The following is an 18,062-nucleotide window of genomic DNA, read 5'->3' on the forward strand; positions in this document are numbered from 1 at the left end:
AGCTCCTTAAAAAAGCCCTATTTTTTAAATTTGTCCTGAAATAGGTGAGCATTTTAGCGCGACTGTTGATATTATTCACCACCTAGTCATTTCGCGATAATTATGCTGCATATATTTACATTCTGAGGATAATAGCGCATTCATGGAACAAGTGTTAATTTGGCCTGCCCAGTATCCCATGCTGTTAAAGGGGTTAATCGAACAAAACGGTGCTTACATTCTAGATGCCATAGAGGCATGGCCGAATTGCCAACAAATGAAAGATGAGCAGGGCGTAACGACCACTGTTCTACCTCCTTTATTTTATCTCGCTTGGTTACGACCGCTAGAGCCGTTCGAAGCCTGTTATTTTCAGCATATTGATGACTATGACGATAAACAGCGTCAATACGTTAATAGCGTAATTCAACACATTGAGGAAAATGATACTGATCAGGATGAGCTAATAAAAACACTTATTCAGCGTCTTGGTCAGTACTCTAACATTCAAGCTCAGGCACAAGAGCAAAGTTTATCGTTTGTAGAGCTGCTCTGTGACAAACATTATGAAAAAACGCTGATATGGCTATTGGAGAAAGGGCTTAAATTTAGCGCGAAAGAAATTGTTGCTCTGTGGTGCAACAGCTCGGAGGCAACACATACGGCACTATTGACGCATATTGATACTTGTCTGCTTGACAGAGCAGCTACTGCTAAACTAGCAACGGATAGTTTGCTGGATGGACAGCAGACTTTTGAGCTCCTTTGCGCTATGTGTGACAAAGATGAAGTGACGGGTCTTTTGGAACAAGCGCTATTGTTCCAGCTAACCCAGCAACAGGTGAAACAATCAGCGATTATTACGCTAGTAACGCAGGGCGCGAAAGGAACGGCAAGAGATAGCAGCGGGCGTTCTGCCATTATGTTGGCGGTTGAAAATGGCTTTGTGAGCGCGGTTGAAACCATGTTGCCGTACCATAAAGTAAATGAATTGGACGAGTCGGGCAGGAACTTAATGCACTATGCGGCGGCGTCAAACTCTGCTGCTATGATCGAAATGATTTTTGAACATGGTGATGACCCGACGCTTGCGGATATTCATGGCGACACCCCTTACCGTGTGGCTATGAAAAATCAGGCGCTTACTTCTAAGCAAACATTTGAACAGCACGGTATTATCGAGCTTTCTAACGAGGCAAAGTATCAAAAAATAAAAACCGTCCATATTCTTTATGCCTTTGCTGCTATTTTGCTACCACTTCAGTTATTTTTATTTTTTACTGATGAGGTTGATGAAAAAACCATTGCAACACTTGTCACTACGGCTGCTTCTATCGCAATTTTTGTTTTCGCAAGACGAAAACGCAGTAATCCCCTCTATCCGAGCAGCTCAACACCTTGGTCACTCATCGGGGTAAATGCGTTAGCATGGCTCAGTATTGGTGTGCAGGTATTGTTTTCAGTATTGGTGTTGATAGCTGTACTCTCGTTGCAGTAGCTTACCATATCGAATAATGCCAAGGCATGAATGCGAAAAAGCGCAGTTACTTCATTGAAGACTGCGCTTTTTAATGTAGTTACGCAAGCGAGATTATGACTCTTTGTGTTCGTGAGCTGCTTTTTCGTCAGCTAGGTCTTCTTTTAACTTGCGGATCTTCAACCCTAACTCTTGGCCTCTGTGTCTTGCATAGTAAGTGCAACCAATAAACATGGAGGTTGCAAAGCCAATCTCAAGCAGGACTAACACTAGCTCGTCAGGAGATGTCCACAACAGGGTAAAGCCGTGGATAAAATAAAACATCACGACAAAGTTTGCCCACGCATAAGTGTATGGCTTATCTTGCAAAATACCTTTAAGCGGGAGTAATAAAGGCAAAACGTACACCACAAAGACAAAACCCAAGCTGTAACCTTCTCTTGGTGCAAGCACAAAGAGCCACAGTGGCATCAGGATCAACAGACCAAAATACCCGACTAGCGCAAAGAGTTGAAAGCGTCTAGTGATGGGCTTTTTTGCAATTTCATTCATGTTAACTTTTCCGCGACGCGTAGCAGTCGACTCGCTGCTGCACGACAAATTTTGATTTCTGTTTGAGTGAGTGAAGTATTGTTTTGGCTGCCTGCAACGTGTGTTGCACCGTAGGGGGTCCCGCCCATTTCGGTCGCCAAAAGCTCTGGAACATCATAGGGGATACCTAACAACATCATGCCGTGGTGTAATAACGGTAACGAGAGGTTAAGTAGGGTAGCCTCATTGCCACCGTGCATACTGCTTGAAGACGAAAATACGCAGGCTGGTTTATCGATGAGCGCGCCTTTAAGCCACAGATCGCTGGTGGTTTCCCAAAACGCTTTCGCTTGAGCCGCCATCATACCAAAGCGTGTTGGAGTGCCAAACGCCAAACCGTCGCACCCTACTAAATCTTGCTTTGTTACGACCACATCATGGTCTTGACGTTTCTCAAAAACGCGTACTATGGCTTCACCGCCTTGTGAAACTATGGTGTCTGCAAATTCGTGCGCCATATTCGCCACGGAGCCATGACTGGAATGGTATAAAATAAGAATTTTACTCATTACAGGATATCAAGCACTGACTCTGGGGGTCTACCAATTGCTGCCTTGTCACCTTTGACAACGATAGGACGCTCAATCAGTTTAGGGTTTTCAAGCATGGCTGTGCGCAGTGTTGCTTCGTCCGAGTCTTTCGATAGTCCAAGCTCTTTGTAGAGCGTTTCTTTGCTACGGACGAGCTGGTGAGCAGAACTAAATCCAAGTTTAGAAAGTAAATTAGCCAAAGTGTCATTATCGATTGGCGTCTTGAGGTATTCAATAACGGTAGGATTAACGCCATTGGACTCTAGTAAAGCTAGGGTTTCACGTGATTTTGAACAACGCGGGTTGTGATAGATTTCTACTGACATGATTTCGCTCTATTTTGCTCTAAGTCGTAATGTAAACGGATCATAGCTTAATGTAGAGATGACGAAAAGCGATGTGCAAGAAAATTGGCTTAAATAGGTTTCTACTATCGCTGTAAGCAATCGCTAAGCATTACAGCTTAGCGATTTCTTTTTGCATATTACGATATTGGCTAAGTAGTGCCTTTAACCTTGTACGCTTGATATCTTCTTTGTCTTCAACATGATTGAGTGCACGTTGTACTTCGTCTGCTGCCTTATTAAATGCACCGTACTGGGCATAGACACTCGCTTTTGACTCATGGTAAGCCGCCTTGTTTTCTTGGGCTTCATAGGCCTGTGTGAGTAAATCACGAGCGAGGATATGATCTGGTTTCTCAAGTAAAAAGATCTTAAGCAATTGCTCGGCAACTTCATACTGTTTTGCTTTTATGGCGGCATTAGCATAATTCAGCGTGATAACTTGGTTATTGGGCCTAAGTTGATGTTGAGCTTGAAGCATCTCAACGGCTTTGCCAGAATGCTCTGTCGCAATTAAATAATCGGTATACACATCAAGATAAAACAGGTTATTCGGATCTTTTTCTAACAACTCATCCAATAATTTGCCAGCTTCTTCGTACTTCTTTTGATCGAGTAACGTAATTGCTAACCCGTATTGTAGGGCGCGCTTGTCGAGTTCTGTTGAGTGTTTTAGAGCGTTTCTGAAAAACGCTTCTCCAGCATCTTCTGAATAATAATATCGTGCAAGCACACGGCTTTTAGCTAATGCGTAGGAAAGGCTTGAGGGGTAATGCTTTTTCTCAAATTGTTGTGCCCTAAGCCTAACATCCGATACTCGACTGTCGGGTAATGGATGCGTAAGCAAAAATGCAGGTGGCTTATTTTTAAAGCGAATTTGATCTGAGAGCTTAGTTAAAAACTCACTGGCCGCATAGGGGTCAAAGCCTGCTTTATGTAGTGTATTCATACCAAATCGATCGGCTTCTTGCTCGGCTTTTCGGCTATGCGTTAGCTGATTCAATGATGATTGAGTTTGGCTTGCGGATAAAATGGCGATACCCGCATCTGGGGCAACAACGGTTGCTAAAATGCCAGTAATAAGCCCCGCAATAGTCATGGCGCTGTTGTCTTTTGCGTTTTGTACGCGGCGTGCTAAATGACGTTGGGTAACGTGCGCAATTTCGTGGCCAATAACGGATGCTAATTGACTCTCGTTATCGGATTGCGCAATGAGTCCCGTATGTACACCAACGTGGCCCCCGTAAAAAGCGAAGGCATTAATATCTTTGTTATTTATCCAAAAAAAAGTAAATGGAAAGCGTACGTCATTAGCATTGGCGACGAGGCGATTGCCCAGGCTAGTTAAGTACTCTTCAAGTACCGGATCGCCAACCACAGGGGAGCGCGAGCGTAGCTGCATCATCATGACTTCGCCGATCGCTTGCTCTTTTTCAATAGGTAGTGCTTGGAGAGCTGAAGTGCCTAAATCTGGTAATTTTAGCTCTGTTTGTGCAATAGCGCTGCTTGATGCAGCGAGCGCAAATGTTAAAACGATTGAATTTAATAGGGGCTTTAACCGCATTTTAATCCCTTTTAAGGTCTTCTCCGAGCATGATCCTAGCTAAGTCGACTTCATCATTGCATGCTCGAGCATCTTTTTCGCAAAGTTGGTAAAAATCTTTTATTGAGACCCCGCCAACGCTGGTGATGTTCAATTCTTTTTGCAAAAACGTCACTGTCATATGTAGCACTTTGTGCGCATGAAGTATTAAAGCTTTGTCGGCTATATCACCACGTTCAAAGTAAAACGCAATGAATTTATGGAGCTGGTTGATGCGCAGTAAGTTTTTCATCGTGTGCGGATCCCACACTCGGAATTCTAAAAAACGATTATCTTTAACATAGGCATCAATCTTGGTGCCTTTGGCTATTGGGTAAGCCCAAAGCTCAAAGCCTCTATCAGTAAATGCTTGATGTAATGCTATTTGAGGTTTATTGTCACAGTGGATTATGCCACTGTCGTCTTCATAACCACCTAACAGTTCTATATTCCAGTTTCGCTTATCTAGCAAACGTTTTACTGCATTATCAAAGCCGTGATGGAGCAGACCTTCGCATTCGCTTACCGCAGAAGCGACAAGGTGATAAAAAGGCGGAAGTTCACCCCAATTAATTTGCTTTTTGTACCAATTTATTTCTTTTAGTGTTGGATTGGCTGGCAATCGGGCCTTATTATTAACGCCTGGCATTAAGATTCCCAAGAAGTAGAGTATGCTATTAAGAATAAACCATCAACGCCTTGAGGGCTACCGCATTGAGTGATTTGTGTGGAGACAAGACAACAAAATTTGTACATGATTTGCGAGAATTTACCTGTCCCGCATTATTTGTTCAGTTTAAGTGGCGGTTAAAGCGCCATGACTATACTCTAGGCAAACTAAAGTTGCTGATGAGTCAGGATCAAAGCTTGTTAGACATAAAAAAATATTTGGATGGTAACTCAGTGAGTTACCAAATTATTGAAATTGAAAGCGGTGAAGTGTGTTTGGAGATCATGGATGTTTGAGTTAGTAAAAGCGTGGTATATCAAAAAGTTTTCAGATCCACATTCCGTTACTCTATTGCTGATGCTAGTTGCTACGGTTGCTTTGCTGTACTTTTTTGGCAGTTATGTCATGCCGGTACTGGTCGCAATTGTCATTGCTTATTTACTAGAATGGCCAGTGAACAAGCTCACCCGAGTGACTGGCAGTAGGATGTTATCAGCAGTAGTGGTAATGGCGGTATTTGTGGGGGTCGCTTTGGGGCTGGTATTTGGTATCGTTCCCGTTTTGTGGCAACAGTTAAGTAACCTGCTCCAAGAAAGTCCAACCATGGTAGAAGAGGGGAAAGACTTCCTTTTACATTTACCTGAATACTATCCGACGCTGATCTCTACAACTCAGGTACAAGCTATTGTGAGTTCTGTGGAAAGTAAATTGCTAGAACTTGGCGAAGTTATTGTCTCAGCCTCATTAACCTCATTAAAAGACGTTGTCGCTTGGATGATTTATTTAGTCTTAGTGCCGCTGCTTGCTTTTTTCATGTTGAAAGACAAGACAGAGCTTACATCTGGAGTGTCAAAAATTATACCCAAGGACAGAAAACTCATTTCACAAGTATGGCATGAGATGGACCAACAAATCATGAATTATATTCGTGGTAAAGTTTTTGAGATTGTTATTGTTGGTGTAGTGAGCTTCGTGACATTTTCCATTTTGGATTTACGTTATGCTGCACTATTGGGGACGTTGGTTGGGTTCTCTGTACTTATCCCATTTATTGGTGCTGCACTCGTTACCTTACCCGTTGCCGCAGTTGCTTTGTTTCAATTTGGTCTAGCGCCAGAATTTTGGACTATTCTCATCGCGTACGGCATTATTCAAGCTTTGGATGGTAATGTTCTAGTGCCGTTATTGTTTTCAGAAGCTGTAGATCTTAACCCTGTTTATATCATTGTTGCAGTGTTATTTTTTGGTGGTTTATGGGGTTTTTGGGGGGTATTCTTTGCGATTCCACTTGCATCTCTGGTCAAGGCGCTGATCAATGCATGGTCGAGTAAGAGTGAAGAGCTGTTGGCGAAGTAGTGAGAATTTTTGATGTTAGTCGGCTCTAGAGCCGACTAAATAAATAGCTATTGTGTGAGCCTACCCGTGCTTTCACGAACCACCATACTCGGTGTGAACACATGTGAGACTTCTTTATCATTTTTTCGATGTCCCCGTGTTTTAGAAAACAATAAACGCGCAGCATGTTCAGAAATAATGTTGTTAGCCTGATGTGCAGTCGTAAGCTTTGGCCAAGTTTGGCGGGAGAATGGAGAGTCTTCAAAGCCACTGATAGACAATTGGCCTGGGATCTCTATATTCATCAGCCGCGCAGCAAATAAAGCTCCAGCTGCAACCTCATCGTTACCACCTAAAATCGCAGTGATTTGGTTTGGATTGCCATCGGCCAGCAGTGCTTTAGCGCCTTTTACTCCAGATTCAAATGAGTAAGTACCGTGATAGAGCAGTGTATCGTCTTGTTTTATACCGTGTGCTTTTAGGGCATCGCGATATCCGGCTAACCGTTCCGTCGTTGATTTGTGTTCTTCATCGCCAAGTACAAACGCAATTTTTTTATGTCCAAGTTGGATCAAATGCTCAGTAATTTCATAGGCTGCAGCGTAGTCGTCAACAAAGATACAGTTATTTGCGCTATTTTCCGCTTCTTGCGCTCGACCTGAAAGTAGACGAACGTAATGAATGCCCAGCTCATCTAGCATATCAATAATGGTTTGTTGTTCGGATAGAGGAGGAGTCAAGACCAAACCTGCAAGACGTGAGCGTTTGATCATAGTGACGAATTCTTCGGCCATATTTTCCGAATTGGATTCACAGGGGTGGATGACGAGCTCATATCCTTCATCTCTACAGCGAGATAACACCCCGTTTTGCATATCAATGACATAATACGCATTGGGATTGTCGTAGACCAAGCCAATTGCAAATGAAGAAGTACCAGCTAAGTTTCTCGCAGCGATATTAGGCTGATAATTAAGCTCTTTTACAGCCTGCATTACTTGATCGTAGGTTTTTTTTCTAACCGAAGGTTCTTTATTGATTACCCGCGATACGGTTTTCATAGATACGCCAGCTAGCTTGGCAACATCATTAATAGTGACTTTCATGTAGTTGTTCTTCTATTTACAGGTCTGTATCGATCATTATTAAGCACAGAGGAATAGTAGCGCTTTATGTATGCAGAAGCTAGCGCCCAATTTCTGTGATATTAAGCCGTTAAGACGAGCATCGGCTTAATAAAAGGATCATCTGTTTTTCTTAGTCTATCTAATAAGTACAGAATTTAGCACTACAATTCGCAGAAATAAATGAATGATACCGGTGTCAAAAATTTTATTTTAGGTTATTATTCGCAATGTAAAATTGAAAAGAAGCAATTTGACAGCGTTGTCATTTTGGCATAATGTGCTTGTTTAATAATGTTTCTTTGTTGTTACTACCTGAAAAGTAAGGTAACTAACAATCACTTACGTCTTAGGGGAATATGTAATGGGTGGTCGTGTAGATTTGGATAGTTGGCAAAAGCTCAGTGGTTCTGCGCAGCGAGTAGAGCAACAGCATTTAAAAACGATGTTTGAAAACGATGCACAAAGATTTGAAAAGTTCTCTCGTCAAATCCCAGGTGTGTTGTTCGACTTTTCCAAGCAACGCATTGACGACCAAACATTCTCTGAAATGATGCAGCTCGCAAAAGAGAGCGATATCGCGCTTTGGCGAGAAAAGATGTTTTCTGGTGAAAAAATAAATATCACCGAAGACCGAGCGGTTTTACATACAGCACTGCGTAACCGAGCTAATACACCTATTTATGTGGATGGTGTGAACGTTACTGAACAAGTCAATGCAGAATTAGAAAAACTACAAGCATTTAGTAACCGAGTTCGTTCAGGTGAGTGGCAAGGGTATACAGGCAAAGCTGTAAAAGATGTGGTTGCGATTGGCGTTGGCGGATCTAACTTAGGCCCGCAAATGGTAACTGATGCGCTTGCTGCGTATGCAGATGACAAGCTAAACGTGCATTATGTTTCGAATGTTGACGGTGTACAGATTGCTTCAGTACTAAAAGGTTTGGACGCAGAAACCACGCTGTTTGTTGTGTCATCAAAAACCTTCACAACCTCTGAAACTATGACCAATGCAAAGACTGCCGTTGAGTGGTTTTTGAATGCTGCAAATGATAGAGCGGCAATCGCCAAGCATTTTGTTGCGGTGAGCACCAACCTTGAGAAGACCAGAGCGTTTGGTATTAGCGATGACAACGTGTTTACGATGTGGGACTGGGTTGGCGGTCGTTTCTCGCTTTGGAGCGCGATAGGATTACCAATCGCACTTTATTTAGGCTTCGATAAGTTTGTCGAAGTGCTGGAAGGTGCGTTTGAAATTGATGAGCACTTTAAAACGGCAAACAACGAAGACAATATTCCACTGTTGATGGCGTTACTCAGCGTTTGGAATACCAGCTTCTTAGGGTATCAAGCACAAGCGATTTTGCCTTATGATCAGGCGCTTCATATGCTGCCTGCGTATTTACAACAAGGTGAAATGGAAAGTAATGGTAAGCATGTTACTTTTGCAGGAGAGCAGGTAAACTATACGACTGTGCCAATTATTTGGGGCATGACAGGGATAAATGGCCAGCACGCTTTTTATCAGTGTTTACACCAAGGTAATGTGATTGTACCGGCCGATTTCATCGCTTCGATTGAACCGCAAAACAAAGTAGGCCAGCATCACGATATTTTACTGTCTAACTTCTTCGCGCAAACGGAAGCAATGATGACGGGTGTAGATGCACAGCAGGTACGTGAAGATTTAACGGCTAAAGGTAAGTCGGATGCGGAAATCGACAAGTTGATCCCGCATAAAATACACCAAGGTAACCGTCCAACCTCTTCATTTATCTTAGATAAGGTAGATGCAAAAGCTGTGGGCCGACTAATTGCCTTGTATGAACACAAAATTTTCTGCCAAGGCATCATTTTGGATGTGTGTTCATTTGACCAGTGGGGTGTTGAGCTTGGTAAAGGACTGGCATCAAATATTGAAGCCGAGTTAACACAAGAAGACGTTACTAACCCGCATGATAGCTCAACGGCGGGTCTAATCGCTTATTACAAGCAAAAGAGAACAAATTAGTACTTCGAGTGGAACTTGAAGTAAACAGAATACCTTTGAACGGGTAGCGCTGGAGTACTTAGAACCTGTATTTTTGTGAGAGGAAATACAGGTTTCTAAGACTCATTTATACCAACTTACTTAATCCCTCAAATTGAGCAGGTCTTAAGTCAAATTGATATTACTAGCGCATTGCAATCGAAATCATCACCCGTTACACAATGAATTTGGTAGGCTTTGGAGTGGCTCCAAATCGAATAAACACTGCGTGCCTGTAGTGCACGCCTAACCTAATGAGAGTGAATTATGCTTAATCCTTTTGACATCGTAATTTTTGGTGGGGGAGGCGATTTAGCACTTCGCAAACTCCTACCTGCTTTGTATCGTGCATATCAAGAAGGTAACTTACCTGAAGGCACTCGCATCTTACCGACCGTTCGTGAGCAAAACAAACAACAAGAATTTATCGAAACGGCACATATCGCATTACAAACTCACCTTGGCAAAGGCGAATACAACAAGAAAGATTGGTCCGCATTTGAACAGTTTTTAGTGCCTGTGGTAGTCAACGTTACTGAAGAAGACGAACACTGGGATACGCTAAAGAATATTTTGGCTGATGGGGAAGATAAGTCTCGTGTATTCTACTTGTCACTTCCTCCTGCGGTTTATGGTCGTTGTTGTGAGTTATTATCAATCAAAGGGCTAATCACTGAGCAATCACGTGTAGTTGTTGAAAAGCCTATTGGTTATTGCGGTAAATCTGCAGAAGAAATCAATGCCAAAATCGGTGAGTTCTTCTCGGAAGAGCAAGTATTCCGTATCGATCATTATCTAGGTAAAGAAACGGTTCAAAACCTGATGGCGCTTAGATTCTCAAACGCACTTTTCGAGAATCTATGGGATGCTAAAGCCATAGATAATATTCAGATCAGTATCTCTGAAACAGTCGGTCTTGAAAGCCGTGCAGGCTTTTACGACAAAGCAGGTGCGCTTCGTGATATGGTGCAAAATCACTTATTGCAACTACTTTGCTTGGTTGCGATGGAGTCACCACATAAACTTAATGCCAACAGCATTCGCACTGAAAAGCTTAAAGTATTAGAAGCGCTTAGGCCGCTAATTGACACAGATGTAGATAATAATGTTGTGCGTGGCCAATATGTGCCAGGCGACCTTGAAGGCAAGCTGGTACCTGGCTATCTAGAAGAGCTGGGCGAAGGGTCGAGTAAAACAGAAACATTTGTTGCTATTCGTGCTCACATTGATAACTGGCGTTGGTCTGGCGTGCCTTTCTATTTAAGAACAGGGAAGCGTATGAAAAAGCGTTGTGCTGAAATTGTGGTTGAGTACAAGCCTGTTTCTCACAATGTTTATGGCGATGCGGCGGGTCCAATTCAGCCAAACCGTCTGGTAATAAGGTTACAACCTGAAGAAAGTATTCAGTTAACGCTAATGTCTAAGCGTCTAGATAACCTTGAAATGCAACTAGAGCCAGTGACGCTAAATATCTCATTGAGTGAAAAGTATAACAATGGCTATCATTCAGACGCATATAAGCGCTTAATGCTAGACGCCGCTGCAAATAACCCTGCTTTATTTATTCACCGTGACGAAGTGCGCCAAGCATGGCAGTGGGTTGATCCAATCATTGAGCGTTGGCAGAGTAAAGGGGCTCCGTCACTTTATCGTGCTGGCTCTTGGGGTCCTGAAGACGCCGATGAACTGCTAGAAGAAAACAAACATGTTTGGTTCAACGCGGGAGAGCAAGCGTAATGGCACAGTTAACAGAAAGAAATTTCAGCTCCAAAGACGAGATGACAGCAGCGCTTGCAGAGCTACTTCAAGCTGGGCTCAGTCAAGGTATTGAGCAGGACGGTGAAGCTGTGCTGTTAGTATCTGGTGGTTCATCACCGGCTCCAGCGTATAGTTACCTTTCTGGTGTTGAACTAGGCTGGGACAAAATTACGGTTGCTATGGTTGATGAACGCTGGGTCGAACCGGAACACGAAAAGTCTAACGAAGCATTTATCAAGTCGACATTACTGCAAGACAAAGCGGCAAATGCTCGATTTGTGACGATGAAGAATGCGGCAGTGTCAGCAGAAGAAGGCGCTGATTTATGTGAGTCTGCTTATGCAGCGTTGAAAAAACCGTTCGATGTTACTATTTTGGGAATGGGACCTGATGGTCATACCGCCAGTTTATTTCCAAATGCAAAGGGCCTAGAGCACGCGTTAACGACCACAAACACTGTTTGCGCAATTAATGCTCATCAAAGCGAAGTGACAGGTGAGATCACCGAGCGCATGAGTTTGTCTTTGGCGGGAATAGCTAACTCTAAGGCGGCTGTTTTATTAATCTCTGGTGATGAAAAAAAGGCGGTGTATGAAGCGGCAAAACAACCCGGCTCAGAGTATGAAGTACCACTGCGCGCTGTATTAAATCACCCTGATATTAATTTGACCGTATTTTGGTGCCCGTAACCCGAGTGCATCTACTAGAAATAGTAAAATGTAAGGCTGGCGTGATAGCTGGCCTTACCTTGATTACTTGAGTCAACTGATTGAATATCTCTGGACATTCAGCTCGGAGCGACAACACTTCTTACTTCTTACTTCTTACTTCTTACTTCTTACTTCTTGCGAATAAAAGCAATAAATTTTTCCTATTCAAAGCATGACCCCTAGAAAATCAACAAGTCCCGTAATGGGGTATTCAAATTTGTGCAAAAGATAGTGATAGCTAACTCGCTAATTGTAGATTTTATAAGCCTTTGTCATAAAAAATTCTCTTAAAAGAACTAGACAGTACTTACAGATAAACCTATAATGACAGCGTTGTCATTGATATTGGTTCTCATCTTTAGCTTCTGCCCAAGCTTGATGAGGGAATTGAATACACATCCCCTTGTGTGTATTCAGATAACTAAAATGTCCCTTTATTGAGACAATTCCATCTTAAAACCCTACAGCAGCAAAATTTTTTGTGCTATTCTCCAATCGTTTTTGTAACAAACCATATCTTGGCTATATTTAAGTTTATATTTATCAATAAGATATATATCTATATGAATATTTTTTGAATAACAGGCCAAAAAAATTGTAGCGAATATGTAATTTAGGGTGTATGGTTTGTTATTAGATGACAGCGTTGTCATCATCACTGGGCAGAAGTGATTTAAAAAACCAACAAAATGATTCAAGGGGAATCCTGTGTTAGCTAATAATTTCAAAAAAAGCTTACTAGCAGTGAACGTCGGTATCGCACTAGGTGCGGGCTTTTCAGGCGTTGTAGTTGCAGAAGAAAGCCAAAATCAAGTACAAGAAAACGTAGAAGTCATTGAAGTTCGTGGTATTCGCCGTTCTTTAAAAGAATCTATCAATACCAAGCGTTTTGCAACGAGTGTTGTTGACGCCGTATCTGCAGAAGATATCGGTAAGTTTCCTGACAGCGATGTAGGTGAAGCACTTGGTCGTATTCCAGGTGTTGCGGTAAACCGTCAATTTGGACAAGGTCAACAAGTATCTATCCGAGGAGCTTCAAACCAATTGACACTGACCACTTTAAATGGTCAGTCAGTTGCGTCGACTGGTTGGTATGACCAACAAGCAATCGACCGAAGCTTCAACTATACATTGTTACCACCTCAATTAATCAGCGCTATCGAAGTTTTTAAGTCTTCACAGGCCGATTTAGTTGAAGGAGGAGTGGGTGGTACTGTTAACGTTAAAACTCGCAAACCATTAGATTTGGACTCAAACTCAGCGTTCTTCTCTGTTGAAGGTGAATATTCAACAGAGTCAGAAGAGACAGACCCTGGCCTCTCAGCGCTTTACAGCTGGAAAAATGCTGATGAAACTTTTGGTGTGATGGGGGCGGTTGCGTATGAAGATTCTACATATGTACGTCGCGGAAATGAAGCGTCTTATGGTTGGGATGGTGCGGAGTCAGTAAACTATTTCGAACAGCAGCGTGAAAGAACTTCTATCGATATCACTGCACAGTACGCACCAACAGAAAATTCAGAGTTTGTCCTACATTACTTGGGATTAGAACTAGAAGCTGATAACGCTAACAACAGTATTTTCTTATTCACAAACTTGAATAACTGTGAGAAAAAAATCGCAGTGTCAGATGTCTGTACTGTTCGTTCGAACACAGCAGAGAATCCAGCGCCAAACCGTGCATTCTTACAAACGTTTGCTCGTTTTGCTTCGATGGAATCTGAAGTTATTGATTTAGCCTATAATTATCATGGCGACAACTTTAAGGTTGAGACTCGTTTAGGCTCAACTTCAGCTGAAGGTGGAACGGATTTAACAATAAACCACGCAGCATACTTAGGAACTGCGGCAGATCTTAACGGTTTAGTTTTAGATAACTCAGGAAAGGTGTCTTCAGTAAATCTGCCAAAAGGCGGCTGGAATATTTCAGAATTTGACCCAAGTTGGGACGGTCGAGGTCTGCAAAATTGGGCTTCTCAAAAAGCACCAAATAAAGATGAAGAAACATATTTCCAAGCAGATCTTACCTACAATCTAGATCATGATTATATTACGTCAATAAAAGCAGGTGTTCGTTGGACCGATCACGAAGTAGAAAGAGATTCGTATCGCCCAACGCATAATGCACACAATACTATCGACCCAACGCAGTTTTGGACTGGTAGTGATACGTCAGGAACGGATGCAAATGTCGCAATTCCGACACCAGACATTAATGCAATGAGAGCAAATGCAGAAGCAACTTTTGGTACTTGGTATCATGACCGTTCAGGTTATTCTACGGTTGAAGAAGAAAACTTAGCTATTTACTTAATGGCTAACTATTCAGGCGAAAATTACAGAGGTAATTTTGGTTTGAGATATGTATCAACAGATGCATCATCTAAATACTTTGCGCCTATGCCAGGTTTTGTTGATCCAAATGGTATTGGCCAAAACAATGGTCTGAGCTCAAGCATTGTTGAAGATAAAGGTGATTACAGCGAAATCTTACCTAGCTTTAACTTAGCCTACGACTTAAGTGAAGATAGCATTGTACGTGTTTCTCTAGCACAAGTTATTTCTCGTCCTAACTACAACGATATGTTTGCAGCAACGCAGATTGCAGGTTATGGTGATACTCAGCGCGGTAATGAGACGCTTACAAAGGGTAACCCTAATCTTAAGCCGTTTAAAGCTACTCAAGCTGACCTAGGATATGAGTATTACTACGGTGATGCAAATATGGTTGCAATCACATTGTTCTACAAAGATGTCAGTAACTTTACGACTAGTGAAACCACGTTGAACCAATCGGTTGGAATTGTTGACCCTGTGACTGGTCAAGATAACTGGCAGGTAAACACTCAGGTTGATGGTGATGGTGGTGATATTCTTGGTTTTGAATTCCAAGTTCAGCACGAACTAGGTGGTGGATTTGGCACGCTATTCAACTACACCTATGCTGACGGTTCTGTTGATGAGTCGAACTTCTCTGATGCTGTAGGCTTATTCTCAGATAGTTCTGAAAACACAATCAATGCTGTTGCGTATTATGAGCAAGATGATGTAAGCGTAAGACTTGCTTACAACTGGCGTTCTAAGTATATGATCCGTGAGACAGGCTTCTACGGTAACCGTATGCACGATGATTATGGATCACTCGATTTAACCGCAAGTTACAATGTTACTGACGCAATTACGCTACGTTTTGCAGCTGTGAATTTGACTGAGGAAGATAGTGTACAGTATGGGGTAGCTGAATTCCCTGCTGGTACTAAGCCATCAATTCGTGACGGCTATGCTGCTTGGTCATATAAAGGGGATGCGAGATACTCTCTTGGTGTTGATTTCCGCTTTTAAGATTTAGCATACTATCAAGGAAGCCCCTATATGGGGCTTCTTTCTATTTAGCAATATAGAAATTCGGTTTTGATGTTTTACTATGTTTCGTAGGTAATTAATTTGAAAGAAATTAGCAAGGTCGTAATCGTTGGTGGTGGGACGGCTGGATGGATTGCTGCATGTCATATTGCCAAAAAGTTAAACCCTAATGAAAATGACAATATTTCAATTACTTTATTAGACTCGCCTGATATTCCGACCATCGGAGTTGGAGAAGGAACCGTCCCTGTAATCAAAGACACGCTAAAATACTTTGGAATAAAAGAAAGTGATTTTATAAGTCAATGTGATGTCACTTTCAAACATAGTATTAAATTCGTGAATTGGTGTCATAATCCATCAGCTGTAGAAGAAGATTTTTATCATCACCTTTTTGATTTCCCAAATATTCGCCCTTTTGATGTAACACCTCATTGGTTGTTAAATAAAGATTTAGCCAGCAAAAAGTATGCAGATTTAGTATCAGTACAGTCGTATATTTGTGCAAAAGCATTACCACCAAAACGGTTATCAGATAAAGAGTTTTCAGGACTCTTTAATTATGCCTATCATCTTGATGCTGGTAAATTTACAGAGCTCCTGCGTCAGCATGCAATACACAAGCTTGGCGTTAAGAATCTAAAGTGTAATGTCACAAAGGCCAACTTAAATGAAGAGCACTTTATCGAGTCTTTAGAACTCGGCAATGGTGAAAGAATGAAGGGAGATTTCTTTGTTGATTGTTCCGGTTTTCAATCGTTACTGATTGAACAGTCACTTGGAGGGAAGTTTATTGATAAAGGGAGTGAGCTTTTAGCAGACACCGCGTTGGCTGTTCAAGTTGATTATGATACTCCAAATGCCACGATCAAACCTTACACGACTTCAACCGCTCAAAAATACGGGTGGATTTGGGATATAGGCTTAACAACTCGCAGAGGAATAGGGTATGTTTATTCCAGTAAGTATCAAACAGAGGAGAGTGCGAGATCTACCTTACTGAATTATATAGATGATAGTAAGATGCTCAGCCAAGTCCGAAAATTGCCAATGAAGGTTGGATACCAGCAAACGCCATGGATAAATAATTGTGTTGCCATGGGGCTATCACAAGGGTTTGTAGAGCCATTAGAAGCTACAGGTTTGCTTATGTTTGATGTTACTGCAAGGATGTTTGCAGAGGCTTTTCCGAGTGATGTAGAAAATATTACACTTAGGCAAAAGCGTTTCAATGAAGATGTAACGCAGATGTGGGAGTCAACGACCGACTTCATCAAACTTCATTATTATTTATCAAAAAGAGATGATAGCGCTTTTTGGATTGATAATAGAAATGAAAACTCGTTATCGAATGAGTTAAAAGAAAAGCTACAACTTTGGCGTGCTAAAATTCCTTCTCAATTCGACTTCCGTTCCAATTTAGATCTGTTCCGTGTCAGCAACTACCTCTATGTTCTATACGGCATGAATTATTATACCCACCTTTCGATTCAGCCGCCTTCGGGAGAGGCTAGTGCATTATCGAAGCTATTGGAGGATATTCAGAAAGGAGTAAGCTATTGCAGTAATAACTTACGAGGGCACAGAGAAACCTTAGAGCATATTAAACGTTCGGTAGTTCACGTCGGTCAAAAATAATGAAGCTCGTAATCGTTAAACGTCCATCCAATATTACGTCTGAGTTAAGTTGCGATTCCGCGAGACACGCTGAATGAAGTCGAGTGCTAGGGAAAGCCACGATGCGGCCAAACTCAGCTTCGATATAATGCGTTCTGTCAAAAAGTGGATGGTGACTGGAGATATATTGTTTTTCTTTGTAGCCACCTTGTGACAGCTCAATATCTAAGTGATCTCGATAGCGGTCATGATTTGCACTGATAACTTCCTTCACTCCCGTCGATTTGTGTTGGTAAAAGCCAGTTCCACCAAATTCACCACCACAAAGGTAATGAACCAATGCTATCTGGTTTGAGTTTAAATTGTCGAAGTGTGGAATTGTTTGATATGCATGAAGTTCTTCATTTGACTTGGTGGCAATTGCATAATTGCAGCTGATACGTTTAATTGATTCTAGTGATGGTGATGCACCAAAATAAGGAGCCAGTTTAAGTGCTAATTCCTTAACAAATTCAAAATAGTCATTTGAAACTCGAGCCCATAAGCCTGGATAACTGTTGATCGGTTTTACCCAATCAGGACGATAACTTGGCGCTTGCTGTTTCCACACTGTGCTCATATTGCCAAAGTCCATATAAATCATCGGTGTGTCTCTTTCATAAGGCGACAATTGAATGGGTTCAACCTTTTCAATAGATTTTATATGTTGTTTAATTGCTTCGTTCATTTAGCTCTCTTTTTACACTAGGGAAGTTGGCAAGACCATCAATATATCAAACTCTTAACTAAGAGTTTAATATATTTCTTTACTTCTTTAGTCATTGATTCGCACGATGCGTCTAGATTGATTTTTAGACAGATATTCAAGAGTTTTTAGACAGATATTCAAGAATATAGGCGAGGTAATTATTTGGTTTTTGGTTGCCATAGTTATCGGTATCTCTTCTCATAAA

General features: G+C 41.8%; 14 protein-coding genes. 7 read left to right on the top strand and 7 right to left on the bottom strand.

All coding sequences use genetic code 11. The annotated features are described in order from the left end of the window. Positions 1-142 precede the first annotated feature (142 nt). The gene (locus A587_RS0118955; RefSeq protein ID WP_017218875.1) at positions 143-1,477 is read left to right on the top strand and encodes an ankyrin repeat domain-containing protein; all 1,335 of its coding nucleotides are present in this window, start codon (positions 143-145) and stop codon (positions 1,475-1,477) included. A 93-nt stretch (positions 1,478-1,570) separates the two neighbouring features. On the opposite strand, the gene A587_RS0118960 is transcribed toward A587_RS0118955, so the two are convergent. The 5 genes from A587_RS0118960 to A587_RS0118980 form a co-directional block, all read right to left on the bottom strand. Next, positions 1,571-2,008: a DUF2069 domain-containing protein gene (locus tag A587_RS0118960; RefSeq protein ID WP_017218876.1), complete on the bottom strand. Its 438-nt coding sequence runs from the start codon at positions 2,006-2,008 to the stop codon at positions 1,571-1,573. Next, positions 2,005-2,556, bottom strand: coding sequence for an NAD(P)H:quinone oxidoreductase (gene wrbA, locus A587_RS0118965; RefSeq protein ID WP_017218877.1), 552 nt, complete (start codon positions 2,554-2,556; stop codon positions 2,005-2,007). The genes A587_RS0118960 and wrbA overlap by 4 nt, the downstream gene beginning before the upstream one ends. After that, positions 2,556-2,903: an arsenate reductase (glutaredoxin) gene (arsC, locus tag A587_RS0118970; protein WP_017218878.1), complete on the bottom strand. Its 348-nt coding sequence runs from the start codon at positions 2,901-2,903 to the stop codon at positions 2,556-2,558. The genes wrbA and arsC overlap by 1 nt, the downstream gene beginning before the upstream one ends. A gap of 130 nt (positions 2,904-3,033) precedes the next feature. Then, complete coding sequence (locus A587_RS0118975; protein WP_017218879.1) at positions 3,034-4,485, bottom strand: beta-barrel assembly-enhancing protease; 1,452 nt, start codon at positions 4,483-4,485, stop codon at positions 3,034-3,036. A 1-nt stretch (position 4,486) separates the two neighbouring features. Continuing rightward, positions 4,487-5,152 (bottom strand): hypothetical protein, encoded by a 666-nt coding sequence (locus A587_RS0118980; protein WP_010375513.1) that lies wholly within the window; start codon positions 5,150-5,152, stop codon positions 4,487-4,489. A gap of 309 nt (positions 5,153-5,461) precedes the next feature. Here A587_RS0118980 and A587_RS0118990 point away from each other — a divergent pair, with 309 nt between their 5' ends. Next, positions 5,462-6,529 (top strand): AI-2E family transporter, encoded by a 1,068-nt coding sequence (locus tag A587_RS0118990; protein WP_017218880.1) that lies wholly within the window; start codon positions 5,462-5,464, stop codon positions 6,527-6,529. 47 nt (positions 6,530-6,576) lie between these two features. Here A587_RS0118990 and A587_RS0118995 read toward each other — a convergent pair whose 3' ends face one another. Beyond that, positions 6,577-7,614, bottom strand: a complete 1,038-nt coding sequence (locus A587_RS0118995) for a LacI family DNA-binding transcriptional regulator (protein WP_017218881.1) — start codon at positions 7,612-7,614, stop codon at positions 6,577-6,579. Between the two features lie 382 nt (positions 7,615-7,996). Here A587_RS0118995 and pgi point away from each other — a divergent pair, with 382 nt between their 5' ends. The 5 genes from pgi to A587_RS0119020 all read left to right on the top strand — a co-directional run bounded on the left by pgi (position 7,997) and on the right by A587_RS0119020 (position 17,130). Continuing rightward, entirely contained in the window at positions 7,997-9,643 is a 1,647-nt protein-coding gene (gene pgi / locus A587_RS0119000) for a glucose-6-phosphate isomerase (RefSeq protein ID WP_017218882.1), read from the top strand. A gap of 285 nt (positions 9,644-9,928) precedes the next feature. After that, on the top strand, positions 9,929-11,398 hold the full coding sequence (zwf, locus tag A587_RS0119005) for a glucose-6-phosphate dehydrogenase (protein ID WP_017218883.1): 1,470 nt from the start codon (positions 9,929-9,931) through the stop codon (positions 11,396-11,398). Beyond that, complete coding sequence (gene pgl / locus A587_RS0119010) at positions 11,398-12,108, top strand: 6-phosphogluconolactonase (protein WP_017218884.1); 711 nt, start codon at positions 11,398-11,400, stop codon at positions 12,106-12,108. The genes zwf and pgl overlap by 1 nt, the downstream gene beginning before the upstream one ends. A gap of 729 nt (positions 12,109-12,837) precedes the next feature. Then, on the top strand, positions 12,838-15,471 hold the full coding sequence (locus A587_RS0119015) for a TonB-dependent receptor (RefSeq protein ID WP_017218885.1): 2,634 nt from the start codon (positions 12,838-12,840) through the stop codon (positions 15,469-15,471). A gap of 102 nt (positions 15,472-15,573) precedes the next feature. Next, positions 15,574-17,130, top strand: a complete 1,557-nt coding sequence (locus tag A587_RS0119020) for a tryptophan halogenase family protein (RefSeq protein ID WP_017218886.1) — start codon at positions 15,574-15,576, stop codon at positions 17,128-17,130. On the opposite strand, the gene A587_RS0119025 is transcribed toward A587_RS0119020, so the two are convergent. Then, complete coding sequence (locus A587_RS0119025; RefSeq protein WP_017218887.1) at positions 17,096-17,836, bottom strand: DUF6445 family protein; 741 nt, start codon at positions 17,834-17,836, stop codon at positions 17,096-17,098. The two genes, A587_RS0119020 and A587_RS0119025, sit on opposite strands and share 35 nt — an antisense overlap. Positions 17,837-18,062: the final 226 nt, after the last annotated feature.

Source organism: Pseudoalteromonas sp. NJ631, from assembly GCF_000276645.1.
Classification (GTDB): Bacteria; Pseudomonadota; Gammaproteobacteria; order Enterobacterales; family Alteromonadaceae; genus Pseudoalteromonas; species Pseudoalteromonas piscicida.

Coding starts and splice junctions, on each gene's coding strand:
- A587_RS0118955 (WP_017218875.1), top strand. CDS start 143: ATGGAACAAGTGTTAATTTGGCCTGCCCAGTATCCCATGCTGTTAAAG.
- A587_RS0118960 (WP_017218876.1), bottom strand. CDS start 2,008: ATGAATGAAATTGCAAAAAAGCCCATCACTAGACGCTTTCAACTCTTT.
- wrbA (WP_017218877.1), bottom strand. CDS start 2,556: ATGAGTAAAATTCTTATTTTATACCATTCCAGTCATGGCTCCGTGGCG.
- arsC (WP_017218878.1), bottom strand. CDS start 2,903: ATGTCAGTAGAAATCTATCACAACCCGCGTTGTTCAAAATCACGTGAA.
- A587_RS0118975 (WP_017218879.1), bottom strand. CDS start 4,485: ATGCGGTTAAAGCCCCTATTAAATTCAATCGTTTTAACATTTGCGCTC.
- A587_RS0118980 (WP_010375513.1), bottom strand. CDS start 5,152: ATGCCAGGCGTTAATAATAAGGCCCGATTGCCAGCCAATCCAACACTA.
- A587_RS0118990 (WP_017218880.1), top strand. CDS start 5,462: ATGTTTGAGTTAGTAAAAGCGTGGTATATCAAAAAGTTTTCAGATCCA.
- A587_RS0118995 (WP_017218881.1), bottom strand. CDS start 7,614: ATGAAAGTCACTATTAATGATGTTGCCAAGCTAGCTGGCGTATCTATG.
- pgi (WP_017218882.1), top strand. CDS start 7,997: ATGGGTGGTCGTGTAGATTTGGATAGTTGGCAAAAGCTCAGTGGTTCT.
- zwf (WP_017218883.1), top strand. CDS start 9,929: ATGCTTAATCCTTTTGACATCGTAATTTTTGGTGGGGGAGGCGATTTA.
- pgl (WP_017218884.1), top strand. CDS start 11,398: ATGGCACAGTTAACAGAAAGAAATTTCAGCTCCAAAGACGAGATGACA.
- A587_RS0119025 (WP_017218887.1), bottom strand. CDS start 17,836: ATGAACGAAGCAATTAAACAACATATAAAATCTATTGAAAAGGTTGAA.